The sequence below is a fragment of the Pseudomonas sp. ICMP 3272 genome (assembly GCF_001466905.1).
In the GTDB taxonomy this organism is placed as follows: Bacteria; Pseudomonadota; Gammaproteobacteria; order Pseudomonadales; family Pseudomonadaceae; genus Aquipseudomonas; species Aquipseudomonas amygdali.
Window position 1 is genome coordinate 62,620 of record NZ_LKEK01000045.1, and the last position, 15,577, is coordinate 78,196.

At 57.7% G+C, this 15,577-nt stretch carries 13 protein-coding genes; 4 read left to right on the forward strand and 9 right to left on the reverse strand.

Annotated features, from left to right (window positions below; genetic code table 11):
- A complete protein-coding gene (locus AO068_RS10510; protein ID WP_002555652.1) occupies window positions 1–837 on the reverse strand; it encodes a 23S rRNA (adenine(2030)-N(6))-methyltransferase RlmJ in 837 nt (278 codons plus the stop codon).
- A 380-nt stretch (window positions 838–1,217) separates the two neighbouring features.
- Here AO068_RS10510 and AO068_RS10515 point away from each other — a divergent pair, with 380 nt between their 5' ends.
- The gene (locus tag AO068_RS10515) at window positions 1,218–1,448 is read left to right on the forward strand and encodes a DUF6124 family protein (RefSeq protein ID WP_058408328.1); all 231 of its coding nucleotides are present in this window, start codon (window positions 1,218–1,220) and stop codon (window positions 1,446–1,448) included.
- 122 nt (window positions 1,449–1,570) lie between these two features.
- Complete coding sequence (locus tag AO068_RS10520) at window positions 1,571–1,837, forward strand: hypothetical protein (protein WP_058408329.1); 267 nt, start codon at window positions 1,571–1,573, stop codon at window positions 1,835–1,837.
- 224 nt (window positions 1,838–2,061) lie between these two features.
- Here AO068_RS10520 and AO068_RS28795 read toward each other — a convergent pair whose 3' ends face one another.
- The 3 genes from AO068_RS28795 to gbcB form a co-directional block, all read right to left on the reverse strand.
- Complete coding sequence (locus AO068_RS28795; protein WP_160329158.1) at window positions 2,062–2,238, reverse strand: hypothetical protein; 177 nt, start codon at window positions 2,236–2,238, stop codon at window positions 2,062–2,064.
- Between the two features lie 108 nt (window positions 2,239–2,346).
- Window positions 2,347–2,541: a hypothetical protein gene (locus AO068_RS10525; protein WP_058408330.1), complete on the reverse strand. Its 195-nt coding sequence runs from the start codon at window positions 2,539–2,541 to the stop codon at window positions 2,347–2,349.
- Between the two features lie 137 nt (window positions 2,542–2,678).
- The gene (gbcB, locus tag AO068_RS10530; RefSeq protein ID WP_005758176.1) at window positions 2,679–3,779 is read right to left on the reverse strand and encodes a glycine-betaine demethylase subunit GbcB; all 1,101 of its coding nucleotides are present in this window, start codon (window positions 3,777–3,779) and stop codon (window positions 2,679–2,681) included.
- A 309-nt stretch (window positions 3,780–4,088) separates the two neighbouring features.
- Here gbcB and gbcA point away from each other — a divergent pair, with 309 nt between their 5' ends.
- Both gbcA and AO068_RS10540 read left to right on the forward strand, forming a co-directional pair.
- A complete protein-coding gene (gbcA, locus tag AO068_RS10535; protein ID WP_002555658.1) occupies window positions 4,089–5,387 on the forward strand; it encodes a glycine-betaine demethylase subunit GbcA in 1,299 nt (432 codons plus the stop codon).
- A 203-nt stretch (window positions 5,388–5,590) separates the two neighbouring features.
- Window positions 5,591–7,999, forward strand: coding sequence for a fibronectin type III domain-containing protein (locus tag AO068_RS10540; RefSeq protein ID WP_058408331.1), 2,409 nt, complete (start codon window positions 5,591–5,593; stop codon window positions 7,997–7,999).
- A gap of 873 nt (window positions 8,000–8,872) precedes the next feature.
- Here AO068_RS10540 and etfB read toward each other — a convergent pair.
- The 5 genes from etfB to AO068_RS10565 form a co-directional block, all read right to left on the reverse strand.
- Window positions 8,873–9,670 (reverse strand): electron transfer flavoprotein subunit beta, encoded by a 798-nt coding sequence (gene etfB / locus AO068_RS10545; protein WP_058408332.1) that lies wholly within the window; start codon window positions 9,668–9,670, stop codon window positions 8,873–8,875.
- Window positions 9,660–10,880 (reverse strand): electron transfer flavoprotein subunit alpha, encoded by a 1,221-nt coding sequence (gene etfA / locus AO068_RS10550; protein WP_058408333.1) that lies wholly within the window; start codon window positions 10,878–10,880, stop codon window positions 9,660–9,662. Before etfA ends, etfB begins: the two co-directional genes overlap by 11 nt.
- A complete protein-coding gene (gene dgcB / locus AO068_RS10555; protein ID WP_058408334.1) occupies window positions 10,880–12,841 on the reverse strand; it encodes a dimethylglycine demethylation protein DgcB in 1,962 nt (653 codons plus the stop codon). Before dgcB ends, etfA begins: the two co-directional genes overlap by 1 nt.
- Window positions 12,842–12,957: 116 nt before the next feature.
- Window positions 12,958–15,018, reverse strand: a complete 2,061-nt coding sequence (dgcA, locus tag AO068_RS10560) for a dimethylglycine demethylation protein DgcA (RefSeq protein ID WP_058408335.1) — start codon at window positions 15,016–15,018, stop codon at window positions 12,958–12,960.
- 15 nt (window positions 15,019–15,033) lie between these two features.
- On the reverse strand, window positions 15,034–15,564 hold the full coding sequence (locus tag AO068_RS10565) for a DUF5943 domain-containing protein (protein ID WP_005613912.1): 531 nt from the start codon (window positions 15,562–15,564) through the stop codon (window positions 15,034–15,036).
- Window positions 15,565–15,577 lie beyond the last annotated feature (13 nt).

The window sequence follows — 15,577 nt, forward strand, 5'->3', positions numbered from 1 at the left end:
TTACTCGGCGATCAACCAGTCCATCTTCCAGCCGCCCTGGGTCTGGCCCAGTTTGTCTGCCAGATAAGGCATCAGTTCACGCAGCTCTTCTTCCAGGCCCCACGGCGGGTTGGCGATGGCCAGGCCTGAACCGTTGAGGCTGGCCGGGGTATCCAGCGGGTGGACGAACAGCTCGACGCGCAACAACTTGGGTGCGCCGGTCTCGGCCAGGTCCTGATAAAAACGCCGCAGCAGGCGCGGGTCCTTGATCGGGTACCAGATAGCAGCCACCGTTTGACGCATGCGTCCGATGGTTTCCTTGAGCGCTACAGCGCAGCGTTTCATTTCATCGAGCTGCTCGAACGGCGGGTCGATGAGCATCACGGCACGCTTTTCAGCCACCGGCAGCAAGGCGCGTGGCACATGCCAGCCCTCCCCCAGATGCACCGCCACGCGGCGGTCGCCCTTCATGTTTTCCTTGAGCAGACGCCCGTCTTCGGGGTGCTTCTCGTTGAGCAGCACACGCTCGCGCTCGCGGGTCAGGCGACGGGCCAGCTCCGGCGAGCCGGGGTAGTAGCGCAGCTCGCCGTCGGGGTTCATGTCGTGCAGCACTTGCAAGTAATCGGAGGCCAGCGCGGGCAAATCCGGTGCATCCCAAAGACGGCCGATACCCTCCAGCCACTCTCCGGTGCGGGTGGCCTGATCGCCCTTGAGGTCGTATAACCCCAACCCCGCGTGGGTGTCGAGATAGGCGAACGGCTGCTCCTTGCGCGCCATGAGGGCGATCAAGCGAGTCAGAGTCAGGTGTTTGAACACGTCGGCGTGGTTGCCGGCATGGTAGGCGTGACGGTAATTCATGGCAGCTCCTGGCAAGCTGCGCAGTTTAGCAAACCTGAGCAATGAACAAGAATTTGTAACGAATTTGCGGGACTCGTCTCTTTCGTTTGAAGGAAATTTCCGAGAAACTCCCGCCCCCTTGTGCCTGCCGATTTCGATCACTACTCTGCGCCCGTCGCTGCATATTCAGCGATGAGGATTAGTAGCCCTCGTTAAATCCAGGCGCATTGCGCCACCTTGTGCAGGTGCCCTTTCACGGCCTGCATTTTTTATGGTGGTCGTGCGTGGGGCATCTTCGGATGCACCGGGGTTCCTGGACCGGGCTACTACCTGCGCATGATCACCACCCTCGCTTAGTAGCCGACGGTGATGGTCTTCTAAAACTCCAGGAGATACATCACATGCTGAAAATCGTCCCCGACCCACCCCTCTTCAACGCCCGCCCCAAAGTCAGCCATGAAGATGCGCTGATGTATGCCAGCGACCTGCTGCGCTGTGCTGCAACCAGCGCCTTTGAATTCAGCGACAGCATGACCGGCGCGCAGCGAGACATGACGCTCACCATCATGCACCTGGTGGACATGGCAAAGGTCATGGTCGACAACACAATAGAAAACCTGCAAATCGAATAGCATGACCTGAACTGAAAACGACGTACCTGTAGTCAATCCTGCCATGCGCGACGCACAGGACTTGCCCTTGGCAGTCTGCCCTACCAGAATCGGAAAAAAGCCCGATCAAAGGAACAGAAGCCATGATGCACGCAGATTTGATTGACCAGGAAGACCTGCTCGGCCAACTCAGAGCCCTGGGCTTCGAAGCACCCGGCGGCGCAACCGCTGAACAAGCCTGCGCGCAAGCCGTTTGCGGCCTGAACGTTGAACGCGCTACAGCCCTGCGACGTCTGGTAGAGCAACTCCTGACCGGCAGTGCCACCCTCCTCCCCGCCGTCCGCCAGGCCATCGACCAGCAACTGCTGCCAGCGCTGGCGGCTTATAAGCAGAGTCACAGTGGGTCATGAAGTCCCGGCTAAATCCTGACTACGCAGCGCGACGCAGATGTATGACGCAGAGCGCCACGACAGGCATTCCGATACCGGAGCGTGCGCAACGATAATCTCGACTATCGTGCGAAGCTCAGCGTCGGAATGCACTTCCGGGCGCTCTGCGTCCGGTCTTGAACAGGCAACAGCCCGGATAAAAGGGCTGCTGCTGATGAAGGAAGGAGGGAAGTAAGGAAGAAACGCTACAGGCGGCTAATGACTTGCACTGCAATCAATGTGGCAAGCGCGGCCAGGGCTCCTGTGGCGAACGGCAAAAGGCCTATGCGCGATGCAAACGACTCCTTTGCATTCATGCGTGCGTCCAGATCGGCTATTTCACGACTTACGGGTGAATCAACTTTTGAAGTTAAGGTATCCATGATTCGTCCTGTAAAAATATAGTGCAGGCCTATCGCGAGCCCTATGAAAGCAATCTGAACCGTTCACCCGCAAATTTCAAGAGATCGCCTGGACTCCTCGTCGGTCGGTCAGCTTGGCGCAAGCAGCTTGAGGACTGCGCTACCTGCAGTTATAAGTCCCGCGCCCACCAGAAACGGATACCAGAAAGCCTCTCGTTTCAGTTTTTTGTCTTCAGACAACAGCTTTCGCGTTTCTGCAACGAGCTTGCGACATTCCAATTGCAGCTTCTCAAGCTCAAGATTGTGACGATTATTTTGTAACATCACACGTCCTGTGGAATACCGGCATTGCAGCTCGCAATGCCCTAAACAGAAAACCGATGATTACCCTTCGAGGTCATTGTGTAAATCATCTTTATGATACAGAAACACATTAAATCTAAAGACACGAGACGAATGCCTCAATACTCAATCCGCACATCCCCCTTCGGTACGCTGCAGCAGGACAGAATGTAGCCCTCTGCAACATCCTCGTCGGTGATACCGCCGTTGTGCTCCATTTCCACTTCGCCGCTCAGCTTCATAACCTTGCAGGTGCCGCAAATGCCCATACCGCAAGCTTTGGGGATCATCAGGCCGAGTTTGGCGGCGGCGGCGTGGACGGTTTCGCCCGGGGCCACGCGAATGCTCTTGCCGGTGTCGGTGAACTCCACCTGATGCAGGTCGGCGGCGTCGACATCCGGCGCGTCGGCTGCGATTTCAGCCTGCTCGACTGCATCGGCCCGCGCCTCAGGCGGTGTCGCGCCGAACGACTCTTCATGGTATTGCGCCATGTTGAAGCCGTTTTCCAACAGCAGTCGCTTGACCGCCGCCATGTAAGGCGTCGGCCCGCAGCAGAACACCTCGCGGTCCATGAAGTCCGGGGCCATCAGTTCAAGCATTTTCTGGTTCAGGTAGCCGCGATAACCGGCCCACGGTTCACCCAGCCCATGCTTTTCGCAGACCAGATGCAGGCTGAAGTTATCGATCCGCGATGCCATGTGCTCCAGCTCACGGTGATAGATGATGTCCTTGGGCGAGCGGGCGCTGTGCACAAACACCATGTCGACATTGGCGTTGGTGTCATAGAACCAGCGCGCCATGGACATCACCGGCGTGATGCCGACGCCACCGCTAAGGTAGAGAATCTTCGGGTTGGGGAAATCGATGGCATTGAACAGCCCGACCGGCCCGTGCACGGCCAGTTCCTGACCCTCACTGAGTGTGTCGTGCAGGTAGTTGGAGACCTTGCCGCCCGGTACGCGTTTGACGGTGATCGAAAAGCTGTAGGGCACCGACGGTGAGCTGGAGATGGTGTAAGAGCGCATGATCGGCAGACCATCGATCTCCAGCTCCAGGGTCACGAACTGCCCTGGCTTGAAAAAGAACATGATCGGCTGGTCGGCCATGAAGCAGAAAGTGCGCACATCCCAGGTTTCCTGGATGACTTTGACGACACGTACCAGGTGGCGACCGTTGGCCCATGTCTGGGTCGTGACCGGGCTCAGGAAACTTTGCGACATACTCGATCTCCACGGCCGACTGTCGGCCTCTCATGCTGCGGATTCTGCGTAACGCGCGAGGCGGCCATTTACCTATCAACGACATTCACGTACTTACCGCGACCAGCCCCGTGCAACAAGGCCTGTCGCGTCGGGAACGGATGCGGCCATGTCGCCCATGGATAAGGTTCACTCAGCGCCCGGCTCCACACTCGCCACCAAGGGTCATGAGCATAATTGACTGATCTATCGTCATGCGTGCAACGCGATCACACCCGTATCAGCCACATTCGCAGGCCGCCCATGCCGCGGTCATGAGGGATTTAATCGATGGACGTCACCGCAACCTTGAGCCTGGGCGATCCGCTGGAACCTGCACGCAAGGCCACTGCCGAGATGCTGCAGAATCGCGAGCGCACCTACTCGCTGCCGCAGCCTTTTTACAGTGATGACCGACTGTTTGAAATCGACATGCAGGAAATCTTTCACAAGGAGTGGCTGATTGCCGGGATGACGTGCGAGATCCCGACCAAGGGCAATTACCTGACGCTGCAGATCGGCAAGAACCCGATCCTGGTGGTTCGCGGCCCGGACGGTGCAGTCAACGCGTTCCACAACGTATGCCGCCATCGCGGCTCGCGCCTGTGCACCGCAGAGAAAGGCAAGGTCGCCAAACTGGTTTGCCACTATCACCAGTGGACCTACGAGCTGGATGGCCGCCTGCTGTATGCGGGCACTGAAATGGGCGACGACTTCGACATGAAGCAGTTCGGCCTCAAGCCGGTGCACGTCAAGACCGCAGGCGGTTACATTTTCATCAGCCTGGCGGAGAACCCGCCTGCCATCGACGAGTTCCTGTCGACGCTGCGGCACTACATGGAACCCTATGATATGGAGAACACCAAGGTGGCGGTGCAAACCACCTTGATGGAAAAGGCCAACTGGAAGCTGGTGCTGGAGAACAACCGCGAGTGCTATCACTGCGGTGGCTCGCACCCTGAGCTGCTCAAAACCCTGCTGGAATGGGACGATGTCACAGACCCGCGCGCCGATCAGGCCTTCAAGGACCATGTAGCCGCATCCGCCGCCGCCTGGGACGCCGAGAAAATCCCCTACGCCCACGCCAGTTTCGGCCTGCGTAACCGTATCGTGCGCATGCCGCTGCTCAAAGGCACGGTGTCGATGACTCTGGACGGCAAGGTTGGCTGCAAGAAACTGATGGGCCGCATCCAGAACCCGGACCTCGGCTCGATGCGCATTCTGCATTTGCCGCACTCCTGGAACCACTGCATGGGCGATCACATCATCGTATTCACGGTGTGGCCGATCAGTGCGCAGGAAACCATGGTCACCACCAAGTGGATTGTCCACAAGGATGCAGTCGAAGGCGTTGACTATGACGTGGAACGCATGCGCCAGGTCTGGGATGCCACCAATGATCAGGACCGCCGTCTTGCCGAAGAAAACCAGCGCGGCATTAACTCTACCGCCTATCAACCCGGGCCTTATTCGAAAACCTATGAGTTCGGCGTGGTCAACTTCGTCGACTGGTACAGCTCGCGCATGCTGGAAAACCTCGGGGCAGAGCCTGCACCCTATCTGAAGGGCGTGGCGGTGAATCACGAGTAGAGGGCACACCTGCCCTTGGCAATACTGAGTACGGCTCACTCTCCAGCGAGGTGAGCCTGCTCAAACGATCGTCGACTGACGAATTTCCCGTTTCCCCCGCACAACAACTCCTCCGCCGATACCGTCATTTCTGACAGTTACCTGAAAACCCCTCTCGTGATCAACTCTCGTTGAAGTCAATCCAACGGAAGGAGACACGGACTATGCTCAACCCAAAAATCATTAATCAATATAAAAACAAAACAACCGATGCCGCCTCGGCCATGCCGGATATAAGGGGCAAAAATATTCTCATGGGGTTCTGGCATAACTGGCCTTCCGAACCCGGTCAAGGTTACCAGCAAGGCCTCTTCAAAGAGATGGCGCTGACCGACATACCCGAAGCGTATAACGTCGTGGCCGTGGCCTTTATGAAAGGTGCCGGCATTCCCACCTTCAAACCTTATAACCTGAGTGATGATGCGTTTCGCGCTCAGGTGGCAGCACTGAATGCACAAGGCCGTGCAGTGCTGATTTCTCTTGGCGGGGCTGACGCGCATATTGAGTTGCATGCCGGTCAGGAAGATGCACTGGCCTATGAAATTATTCGTCTGGTTGAAACCTATGGCTTTGACGGCCTGGATATCGACCTTGAACAAGCTGCTATTACCTTTGCCGATAACCAGACCGTATTACCCGCTGCGTTGAGGATGGTGCGCGAGTATTACGAGACAGAAGGCCAGCACTTCATCATCAGCATGGCCCCGGAATTTCCTTACCTTAGAGTCAGCAAAAAACTGCCTTTATTGAAAGAAATCACTGCGTACTTTCCGTTTCTAAAAGACGTCGTGACGTTCCTGGAATCGTTGAAAAGCGGCGGCGCTTACCTGGCCTACATCAACGCTCTGGAAGACATCTATGACTTTATTGCGCCACAGTATTATAACCAGGGCGGCGATGGCATATGGGTCGATGAGCTGAACCTGTGGGTCACTCAAAACAACGACGCCCATAAGAAAGAGTTTATTTACTACCTGACCGACAGCTTGATCCACGGTACGCGTGGCTTCACTAAAATTCCGGCCGACAGGCTGGCCATTGGTCTACCGACCAACAATGACGCCGCCGCCACCGGTTACGTGGTTGATCCGCAGGACGTCAAGGATGCACTGCAAGAGCTGGAAGACGCCGGCAATCCGATTCGCGGGCTGATGACCTGGTCAGTCAACTGGGACGCCGGCAAGGACAAAAGCGGCGAGGAGTACAACTGGGAGTTCGTGAACCGCTACGGTTATCTCACCGGAGGCGAAACACCTGTACCGGAAAAACCATCAGTACCTGCTGATCTCAGATCAACCGAAAAAACTGCAACGTCGGTGAAACTGAACTGGTCACTCTCGGAAGGCCCGCAACCGGTCTTGCAATATGAATTGCGTCGTAACGGTGCGGACTCCTTTCTTGTAGACAACCCTGTTTATAACAATACCGGCCTTCAGCCCGGTACTGCTTACAGTTACCAGGTGCGTGCAATTGATGTCATAGGCAACACATCCGAATTCTCGGCCGCACTCACCGTGCGTACACAGAGTGAAGGCGGAGGCGATGCAAAACCGACGACACCTGTATTGAGCCTCGCGGAGGTCACCGAGAGCAGCGTGTCGCTAACGTGGACACCGTCTACCAGCGATAGCCAAATCGTCAGGTATCAAATTGGCCGCAATGGCTGGCCTTTTCAAACGATCGCAAGCGTAACGACCGCGTATACCGATAGCGACGTCACTGCCGATACTCAGTATGAATACTACGTCGTTGCACAAGATACCGAACTTCAGTGGTCAGAGGTCAGTAATGTATTAAAGGTCAAGACCGCTGGCGAAACACCTGTTCCCGGTAACCCGTCACTGCCTCTCGACTTCAAATCCACCGAACAGACCACAACGTCGGTAACGCTCGACTGGAGCAAGGCGAAAGTTGCTCACATCCAATATGACCTCTTCAGGGATAATGTTTTTTTACAGCGCGTTGGAAGCGCACCCTTTACTGACACAAGTGTTTTGCACAGCCGTCTTTATGGTTATCAGATCCAGGCGATTGACAGCGTGGGAAACAGCTCTGAGCGCTCTGAAACGCTCTTGGTCACTACAAAGTCCGAGCCCTCTGACGATCGCCCTACGCCACCAGGCAACTTACGCCAGACCGCTGCAACAATGACCAGTGTTTCATTGGAGTGGGACGCGTCTTTCAGTGCACTGGGTGTCGCGTCCTACCGCCTCATAACCTTTGGCGGGGAGACAGTGAGTCTCGACGCCACAACACTCAAGTACACTGTGGAAGGACTAACAGCGGCTAAAACGTATCAGTGCCTTGCCGGCGCGCTCGATACAGAGAAAAACCTGTCTGGCCCAAGCAATGTTGTACACGCTTCGACCAGCGCAGCGATTTCTGAGTGGAAAACAGCTCAGTCCTATTTGGAGGGGGATAAAGTGACTTATGGCGGCGACACCTATATCTGTCTCAATCCTCACACCTCACAAATAGACTGGAAGCCAGGTAGTGCATTAACGTTGTGGGCGCTTTGGGTGGAGCAAGCAGGCGGCAAACTTTATCCCGGTTTGCCGAAAAAATGGCAGTAATCCTCGTGGCGTCAGATACCTGCTGCCATAGCCGATGAGACGGGCTTGAAAATATAGCGACGAAATGACTTATCCACACAGCCTTCAAAGCGTTCATGTGGGTGAGTCGTTGCGCTGACGCAGGAATGTACTGGATAACAATCACTTATCCAGATCACCTTGCAAACATTGCACCTGTACATTTTTTGCTCAAAACCTTGTAGCCCACAGTTTCACTGGGTTACAGAGGAGCGCGAACACCTTATCCACAGAAGCGCCAACAGACTTTGGGTACAACTTCGTCCGAATCACCCGGCCTGCTGTGGACAACGTATAAAATGGCTGAAAAACCACCCGAATGAACCAACGCTGCACGCAAAACCCTGCTTTGATCATTTTTCATACAAAACCTCCAAAGCCTTTATTTACAAGGCTTGCAGGTAATCACAAACAACTTGTCCACAAGCACGCGCACAGAGATTGTGGGCAAACCCAGTGACTGGCAGATGGCAGTGCGCATTTATCCACAAAAAAATGCAATGAAAATAAAGAGTTAGATTGATCGTTTTTTGAACACCACTCCGTAAGCCACGTTCTAAAAGCCCTTCAGACGTTCACGAACACATTATCCACAGGCACACGCACAGGGATTGTGCGTAAGTCTTCCCGAAAAGAATATTGGTCAAGGCCGTACAGGCGTGACGTTCAAACGAGCCATCTTGCTACCCCATCACCATTTCGAGTTTCACCCGCAGTTACGAAAACGCGGATGTAAAAGTCGAGGTCAGTAATGGCGGTGGTCTGAACGGGAGTATTTCCTATGCCTGCTTCCGGCCTCTCTCCAAGCAGAAAGGCAAACCGCCCATCAAAGAGGGGCAGCACAAGACCATAGCCTTACTTTACGACGCCCTCATCAATCAACAGCTTCAGAATCGCGGCTGCGCCCTCTTCCGGGCGCAGCCCCTTCAGCACTTGACCTGCGCCGCCGCTGGCCTTGGCAGTGGCGGCTTTCATGCGGTCAGCGCCGCTCTTGGCCTTGATCACTTTCAGGCGTTTGGGCCGCGGTCTGGCTGGCTGCAGCGATTGGTCGGTCAATAACTCATCGGCAACGACCTGAACTCTTTCGGTGTCCAGCGTGCCACGCTGTGCGGGCCCGAATGCGCTCTGTCGAGGTTTGGGAGCCGCGTTATCCACAGTGGCCAGAAACGGCAGGCGGACCTTCAGCCGGCGACGCTGGCCGCGAGGCAGAGCCTGCAACACCAGTGCGGTGCCGTTGTTCAACGACTCGACTTCAGCCAGACCGGTCACCAGTGGCCAGCCCAGCCTTTCAGCCAACAGAAAGGGCAGCATCCCCGACCCTTCACCGGTTTCAGCCTGACTGCCGGCCAACACCACCTGCGCGGCAGAATCCCGGAGGTAGTCAGTCAACGCAATCAGCGCATCGGCGCCCTCGGGTTGCTCCAGCACATGCAGCTCGTTGAGCCCCATGCCAAGGTAAGCGCGCAGCGCCGGTTCTTCGGCATTGCCCGCGTGCAGTACCTGCAAGTTATCCCCAGCCAGCTGCAAACCAAGCTCGACGGCCCGCGCATCCTGTTCGGCGCGGCGCGCACGACCTGATGTCGGGTGGGCCCCGATGGACACCAGACTGATGATCTGTACCGCATGCTTATCCACAGACACTTCAGGCTGCATCACGCTTACCTCCGCTGCGCCAGGCTTCGACTGCGGCGATCAGCGCCTTAAGTACTTCGGCGCTCTCGCCGATGACCGATAGATCTGCACGCTTGACCATGTCGCACCCCGCATCCAGATTGATCGCAATGACCTTGTCACAGGCGCCGATACCCTGCAGATGCTGGATGGCCCCGGAAATACCGACGGCGACATACACCCTTGCGGTCACCCAGGTGCCACTCGCGCCCACCTGACGCTCGCGGCCCATGAAACCATCGTCCACTGCGACACGCGACGCCCCTTCGGTGGCCCCGAGTGCCGAAGCGGTCTGATGAAACAGATCCCAGTCTTTGACACCATTGCCGCCAGACAGAATGAATTCGGCTTCAGCCATGGGGATAACTCCGGGATCGACGGCAACCGCTCCCAGGTCCTCTATACGCGGCAGGCTGCGCGCCACGCCTGTGGACAACTCGACCGGCACTACCTCGTGACGGGTATCGCTGACCGGTTCAGCGCACTCTACAGCGGCCAGAATCAGACGGGGCAGAGGCCGAACCAAGTCTTCGCGACCGGCGCCTGCGCGACTTATGCACAGCTGGTCCTTGACCTGCCAGACCCGCGTTGCAGGTCGCTCGCCGATGCTGGCGGCAAAACGTCTTCCCAGCTCGCCACCGCCGCTACGGCTGTCCGGCAACAGCCAGTGGCGCGGGTTGAACTGGTTATCCACAGCTCGCAAACCCTGCACGCGCTGTTCCGGTGAATAACCGTCGAACCCGGCACCGTCGATAATCAATAACCGATCCACGCCAGCAACGTCGAAAGCAGTTTCCTTGTGTTCGCCGAACACCACTGCCAGCACGGCACCTTCAACTCCGGCAAGCTGACGCGCCAGCCCCAGCAAGTCGCGATCGTGGCTGCTCAGGCGGCCGCCGACCATATCGGGCACCACCGTGATATAGAACGCTGGCTCGACGATGGTATGCAGTGGCAACTGCACGTCGACGACGGCTGAACGCTTGACCGCGCCACCCTGCTGAGCGCCGCTGCGGTCGATGCGCTTTATACCGTTTGGACCGATAAAACCCAGGCCATGCACGTTCTTGCGCAGCAAACCGTTTGGTCCCATCCAACTGCTCTGCACAGGCTGCATGGCGGCATGCAGCGGGTGCAGTCGATTGCGAGCGATCCACTCGGCACGAGGGTCGCGGCGGATAATGTCGCTCATCAGTGCACCTCCGCGGGTTCACGTTTGCTGGCAACAGACGGGCTGGGGATAACTTCTTCAATCAGCGCATCGGCCACCAGCTCGGCGATATCCTTGATCAGCGGGCGCGGTTCAACCACGCCTTCAAGCATGGCCGTGCACTGTGGACAACCGACTGCTACCAGCTCGGCAGCGGTTTCACGAATGTCGTCCATGCGCATGTCGGGAATCCGCTGTTTGCCAGGGATATCGGTAATCGGCGCGCCGCCACCACCGCCACAGCAGCGGGAACGAAAGCCCGAGCGCTGCATTTCCCTGATCTCGATCCCCAGCGCGCGCAGCACTTCACGCGGCGCCTCGTATTCGCCGTTGTAGCGCCCCAGGTAACACGGGTCGTGATAGGTCACGCTGGCGCCTTTGTGCTGGCCCAGATTCAAGGCACCATTGCGCACCAGTTCAGCCATGAAGGTGCTGTGATGCTGCACCTGATAGTCACCGCCAAATGCGCCGTATTCGTTTTTCAGCACATGAAAACTGTGCGGGTCGCAGGTCACGATACGCTTGAAACTGTAATTGGCCAGGGTCTGAATGTTGCGTCGGGCAAGTACCTGAAAGGTTGCCTCATCGCCCAGACGCCGTGCCACGTCACCGCTGTCGCGCTCTTCGAGGCCCAGCACAGCGAAATCGATCCTGGCCGCTTTGAGCACTTTGACGAAGGCGCGCAGCGTGCGCTGATTGCGCATGTCGAACGCGCCGTCCCCCACCCAGAACAGCACGTCCACACTCTTTCTCTCGCTGAGCAGACTCAGGTTCAGATCCGCTGCCCAGTTCATTCGCCCGCCCGGTGCAAAACCGCCGGGGTTATCGGTAGCGATCAGGTTATCCAGCACCTCGGCACCCTTGTTTGGCGTTGCGCCCTTTTCGAGGGTCAGGTGACGGCGCATGTCGACGATGGCATCGACGTGCTCGATCATCATCGGGCACTCTTCGACGCAGGCCCGGCATGTGGTGCAGGACCACAGCGTTTCGGCGTCCACCAGCCCGTTGACGATGGGCTGATGCGGATTACCACCATGCTCGCCCAGCGGCTTGCCTTTGCCATCCAGCGATGGATAGGGACTGCCCGCAAATTTTGCGTCGGTGCCACCGGCAAGGCCGACCACCATGTCCTGAATCAACTTTTTCGGGTTGAGTGGCTGGCCTGCCGCAAACGCCGGGCAGGCCGCTTCGCACTTGCCGCACTGCACGCAGGCGTCGAAGCCCAGCAGTTGGTTCCAGGTGAAGTCCTGAGGTTTCTCCACACCCAGCGGTGCGGTTCGATCGTTCAGGTCCAAAGGTTTCAGGCCCGTGGAACGTCCACCACCAAAACGCTCGGCACGCCGGTGCCAGGCCAGGTGCAGCGCCCCGGCAAAGGCATGCTTCATCGGGCCGCCCCAAGTCATGCCGAAGAACAGCTCGCTAACGCCCCACAACACGCCCAACCCGAGGATCACAACCAGCACCCAGCCACCAAAATGCTCGGGAAGAATGCCCGCCACCGGCAGCGTGACCAGAAAGAAACTCGCTGAAAACGCCATGAGGCTTTTCGGCAGACGCATCCACGGGCCTTTCGACAAACGCGCGGGCGGATTGAGACGACGCTTATAGACAAATACCGCTCCGACAAACATCACCGCCGTCATTAGCAATAGCGCGTAGCCAAGAACGCGGTTATGCAGGCCGAAGCCGTGCACCAGAATCGCCAGCACGATTGAGGCAACCGCCCCGCCTGCAGTGGCAAAGTGGGTGTTGGCGATGTATTTATCGCGTGCGACTACGTGGTGCAGGTCGACCATATAGCGCTTGGGCATGGCCAGCAGACCGCCGAGCAAGTCGACTTTCGAGGGCCGTCCGTTGCGCCACATGCTCACCCGCCGCCACGCACCCAGCGCCGCAAGGGCCAGGGCGCTGAACAGCAGGATGGGAAGAAGGGTGTCTAGCATCACGTTGCCCTCAAGGTGCAAGCTTTAAGCTGGAAGCCTCAAGCTGCAAGCTTCAAGAAAAAGCACCGAGCAAAGGCTTCTACTTGCAGCTTGCCGCTTGCAACTTGTAGCTGTTCTCAAAAATCCTTGCACAGGCGCAAGCCGTCATAGATCGCTGCATGAGTATTGCGCTGCGCCACGCAGTCGCCGATACGGAACAACAGGTAACCGTCGCCCGGCTGGCTCAATGAAGGCTGTGGCTGAATGGCGAACAGCGCATCGATGTCGATCTGGCCCTTGTTGCGCGAGCCTTCCTTGAGCGCGTAATAGATCGCTTCGTCCGGACGCACGCCGTTTTCCACAACCACTTGATCGACCACTCGCTCTTCCTTGGCACCGGTGTATTCGTTCTCCAGCACCGCCACCAGCTTGTCGCCCTCGCGATAGACCTTTTCCAGCATCATGTCGCCGGTCATGATCACTTCCTTGGGGTACATGCTGCGGTAGTAGGTCGGGAACGAGGTTCCGCCAATTGCCACGCCCGGCTTGATGTCATCGGTGACGATCTCGACCTGGCTGCCCTTGTCGGCCAGAAAATCGGCCACCGACATGCCGGTGAACTCGCAGATGGTGTCGTAGACCAGCACGTTCTTGCCCGGCGCAACTTTGCCATCCAGTACATCCCAGCTGCTGACCACCAACCCCTCGGCAGCACCCCAGTGTTCGTTCTGCTCCAGAAACGGATGACCGCCCACCGCCAGCACCACGATGTCCGGGTGCAGGTCGAGGATGGTTGCTGCATCGGCCGCAACACCCAGACGCAAATCTACTTTCAAGCGCGCCAGCTCCAGCTGGAACCAGCGCGTAATACCGGCAATCTGGTCGCGCTGCGGTGCCTTGGACGCGGTAGTGATCTGCCCGCCGATGAACTCCTTTTTCTCGAACAGCGTTACGTCATGGCCACGCTCGGCAGATACCCGAGCCGCTTCCATACCGGCAGGACCGGCACCGACCACCACGACCTTGCGTTTTGGCCCGGCTGATTTTTCGATGATGTGCGGCACGCCCATGTATTCGCGGGACGTCGCAGCGTTCTGAATGCACAGCACATCCAGCCCCTGATACTGGCGGTCGATGCAGTAGTTAGCACCGACGCATTGCTTGATCTGATCGATCTGGCCCATCTTGATCTTGGCGATCAGGTGCGGGTCGGCAATGTGCGCGCGGGTCATGCCGACCATGTCCACATAGCCGCCTTCCAGAATGCGCGTTGCCTGGTTCGGGTCCTTGATGTTCTGCGCGTGCAGCACCGGGGCCTTGACCACTTCCTTGATCCCGGCAGCCAGGTGCAAAAACGGCTCCGGTGGATAACTCATGTTCGGAATGACGTTGGCCAGGGTGTTGTGGGTGTCGCAACCCGAGCCCACCACGCCGATGAAATCGATCATGCCGGTGTCGTCGTAATACTTGGCAATCTGTTTCATGTCCTCGTGACTGAGGCCATCGGGGTGGAACTCGTCGCCACAGATGCGCAGGCCCACACAAAAGTCGGGGCCGACCTCCTTGCGCACCGCCTTGATGACTTCCAGACCAAAGCGCATGCGGTTCTCGAAACTGCCGCCCCATTCATCCGTGCGCTTGTTGACCCGCGGGCTCCAGAACTGGTCGATCATGTGCTGGTGCACCGCCGACAACTCGACCCCGTCCAGCCCACCGGCCTTGGCACGCGCCGCTGCGCTGGCGTAGTTGCCGATCACCCGCCAGATCTCTTCCGGTTCAATGGTCTTGCAAGTCGCACGGTGTACCGGCTCGCGAATGCCTGACGGCGACATCAGGGTCGGCCAGTGATCACCATCCCAGCGCGAGCGACGGCCCATGTGAGTAATCTGGATCATGATCTTGGCACCGTGCTTGTGCATGGCGTCGGCGAGGTTCTGGAAGTGCGGGATGATTCTGTCGGTGGCCAGATTGACCGATTTCCACCAGCCTTGCGGGCTGTCGATGGCGACACTTGATGAACCGCCGCAGATGGCCAGACCGATACCGCCCTTGGCCTTCTCTTCGTAGTACTTCACATAACGGTCGGTGGTCATGCCGCCGTCTGTGGCATAAACCTCAGCGTGCGCGGTACTCAGCACACGGTTACGGATTGTCAGTTTGCCAATCTGGATCGGCTGGAACATCGCTTCGAAAGCCATAACGCGATCCTCGATTTACAGCGGCTTGACGACAAACAGTCCGTCGTCGTGACCTTCTTCGGAGCCACCGTAAACCTGCTCGGCTACGGTACGGATCGAGCTGCCGCTGGCGGCGAGTATCTGGTCCATCGCCCCGGCAAACCAGCCGGTGAACATGTAGTCGACCTTGCGCCCGACCTTGCCGTAGACATACACGAAACAGGAGTGCTCAAGCTTCACGCTGGCGGTGCCTTTTTCGATATCGATGTCCTGAATCTTGAACAGTCCCCAGCCGCGTTGCGACAGACGCTTCATGTAGTGCTCGAACACGGCAACACCTTGCAGGCCGTGGCATTCGGCTTCCTTTTCACACCAGTGCCAGGCGGACTTGTAACCGGCTTTGTAGAGAATGTCAGCGTAGGCATCGGCACCCAGCACTTCTTCGATGCCCATGTGGTTGTTGACGAAAAAGTGCCGGGGCACATAGAGCATCGGCAACGCATCGGAGGTCCAGACGCCGGTTTCGCTGTCGACTTCGATAGGCAGTTGCGGGGCGATTTTAGCCATGGGGGTCAAACTC

What these genes read in the sequence shown, in the direction of transcription:
- AO068_RS28795 (WP_160329158.1), bottom strand. Translation starts at nt 2,238, where the DNA reads ATGGATACCTTAACTTCAAAAGTTGATTCACCCGTAAGTCGTGAAATA.
- AO068_RS10510 (WP_002555652.1), bottom strand. Translation starts at nt 837, where the DNA reads ATGAATTACCGTCACGCCTACCATGCCGGCAACCACGCCGACGTGTTC.
- gbcA (WP_002555658.1), top strand. Translation starts at nt 4,089, where the DNA reads ATGGACGTCACCGCAACCTTGAGCCTGGGCGATCCGCTGGAACCTGCA.
- dgcB (WP_058408334.1), bottom strand. Translation starts at nt 12,841, where the DNA reads ATGCTAGACACCCTTCTTCCCATCCTGCTGTTCAGCGCCCTGGCCCTT.
- AO068_RS10515 (WP_058408328.1), top strand. Translation starts at nt 1,218, where the DNA reads ATGCTGAAAATCGTCCCCGACCCACCCCTCTTCAACGCCCGCCCCAAA.
- AO068_RS10540 (WP_058408331.1), top strand. Translation starts at nt 5,591, where the DNA reads ATGCTCAACCCAAAAATCATTAATCAATATAAAAACAAAACAACCGAT.
- gbcB (WP_005758176.1), bottom strand. Translation starts at nt 3,779, where the DNA reads ATGTCGCAAAGTTTCCTGAGCCCGGTCACGACCCAGACATGGGCCAAC.
- dgcA (WP_058408335.1), bottom strand. Translation starts at nt 15,018, where the DNA reads ATGGCTTTCGAAGCGATGTTCCAGCCGATCCAGATTGGCAAACTGACA.
- AO068_RS10525 (WP_058408330.1), bottom strand. Translation starts at nt 2,541, where the DNA reads ATGTTACAAAATAATCGTCACAATCTTGAGCTTGAGAAGCTGCAATTG.
- etfA (WP_058408333.1), bottom strand. Translation starts at nt 10,880, where the DNA reads ATGAGCGACATTATCCGCCGCGACCCTCGTGCCGAGTGGATCGCTCGC.
- AO068_RS10565 (WP_005613912.1), bottom strand. Translation starts at nt 15,564, where the DNA reads ATGGCTAAAATCGCCCCGCAACTGCCTATCGAAGTCGACAGCGAAACC.
- AO068_RS10520 (WP_058408329.1), top strand. Translation starts at nt 1,571, where the DNA reads ATGATGCACGCAGATTTGATTGACCAGGAAGACCTGCTCGGCCAACTC.
- etfB (WP_058408332.1), bottom strand. Translation starts at nt 9,670, where the DNA reads ATGCAGCCTGAAGTGTCTGTGGATAAGCATGCGGTACAGATCATCAGT.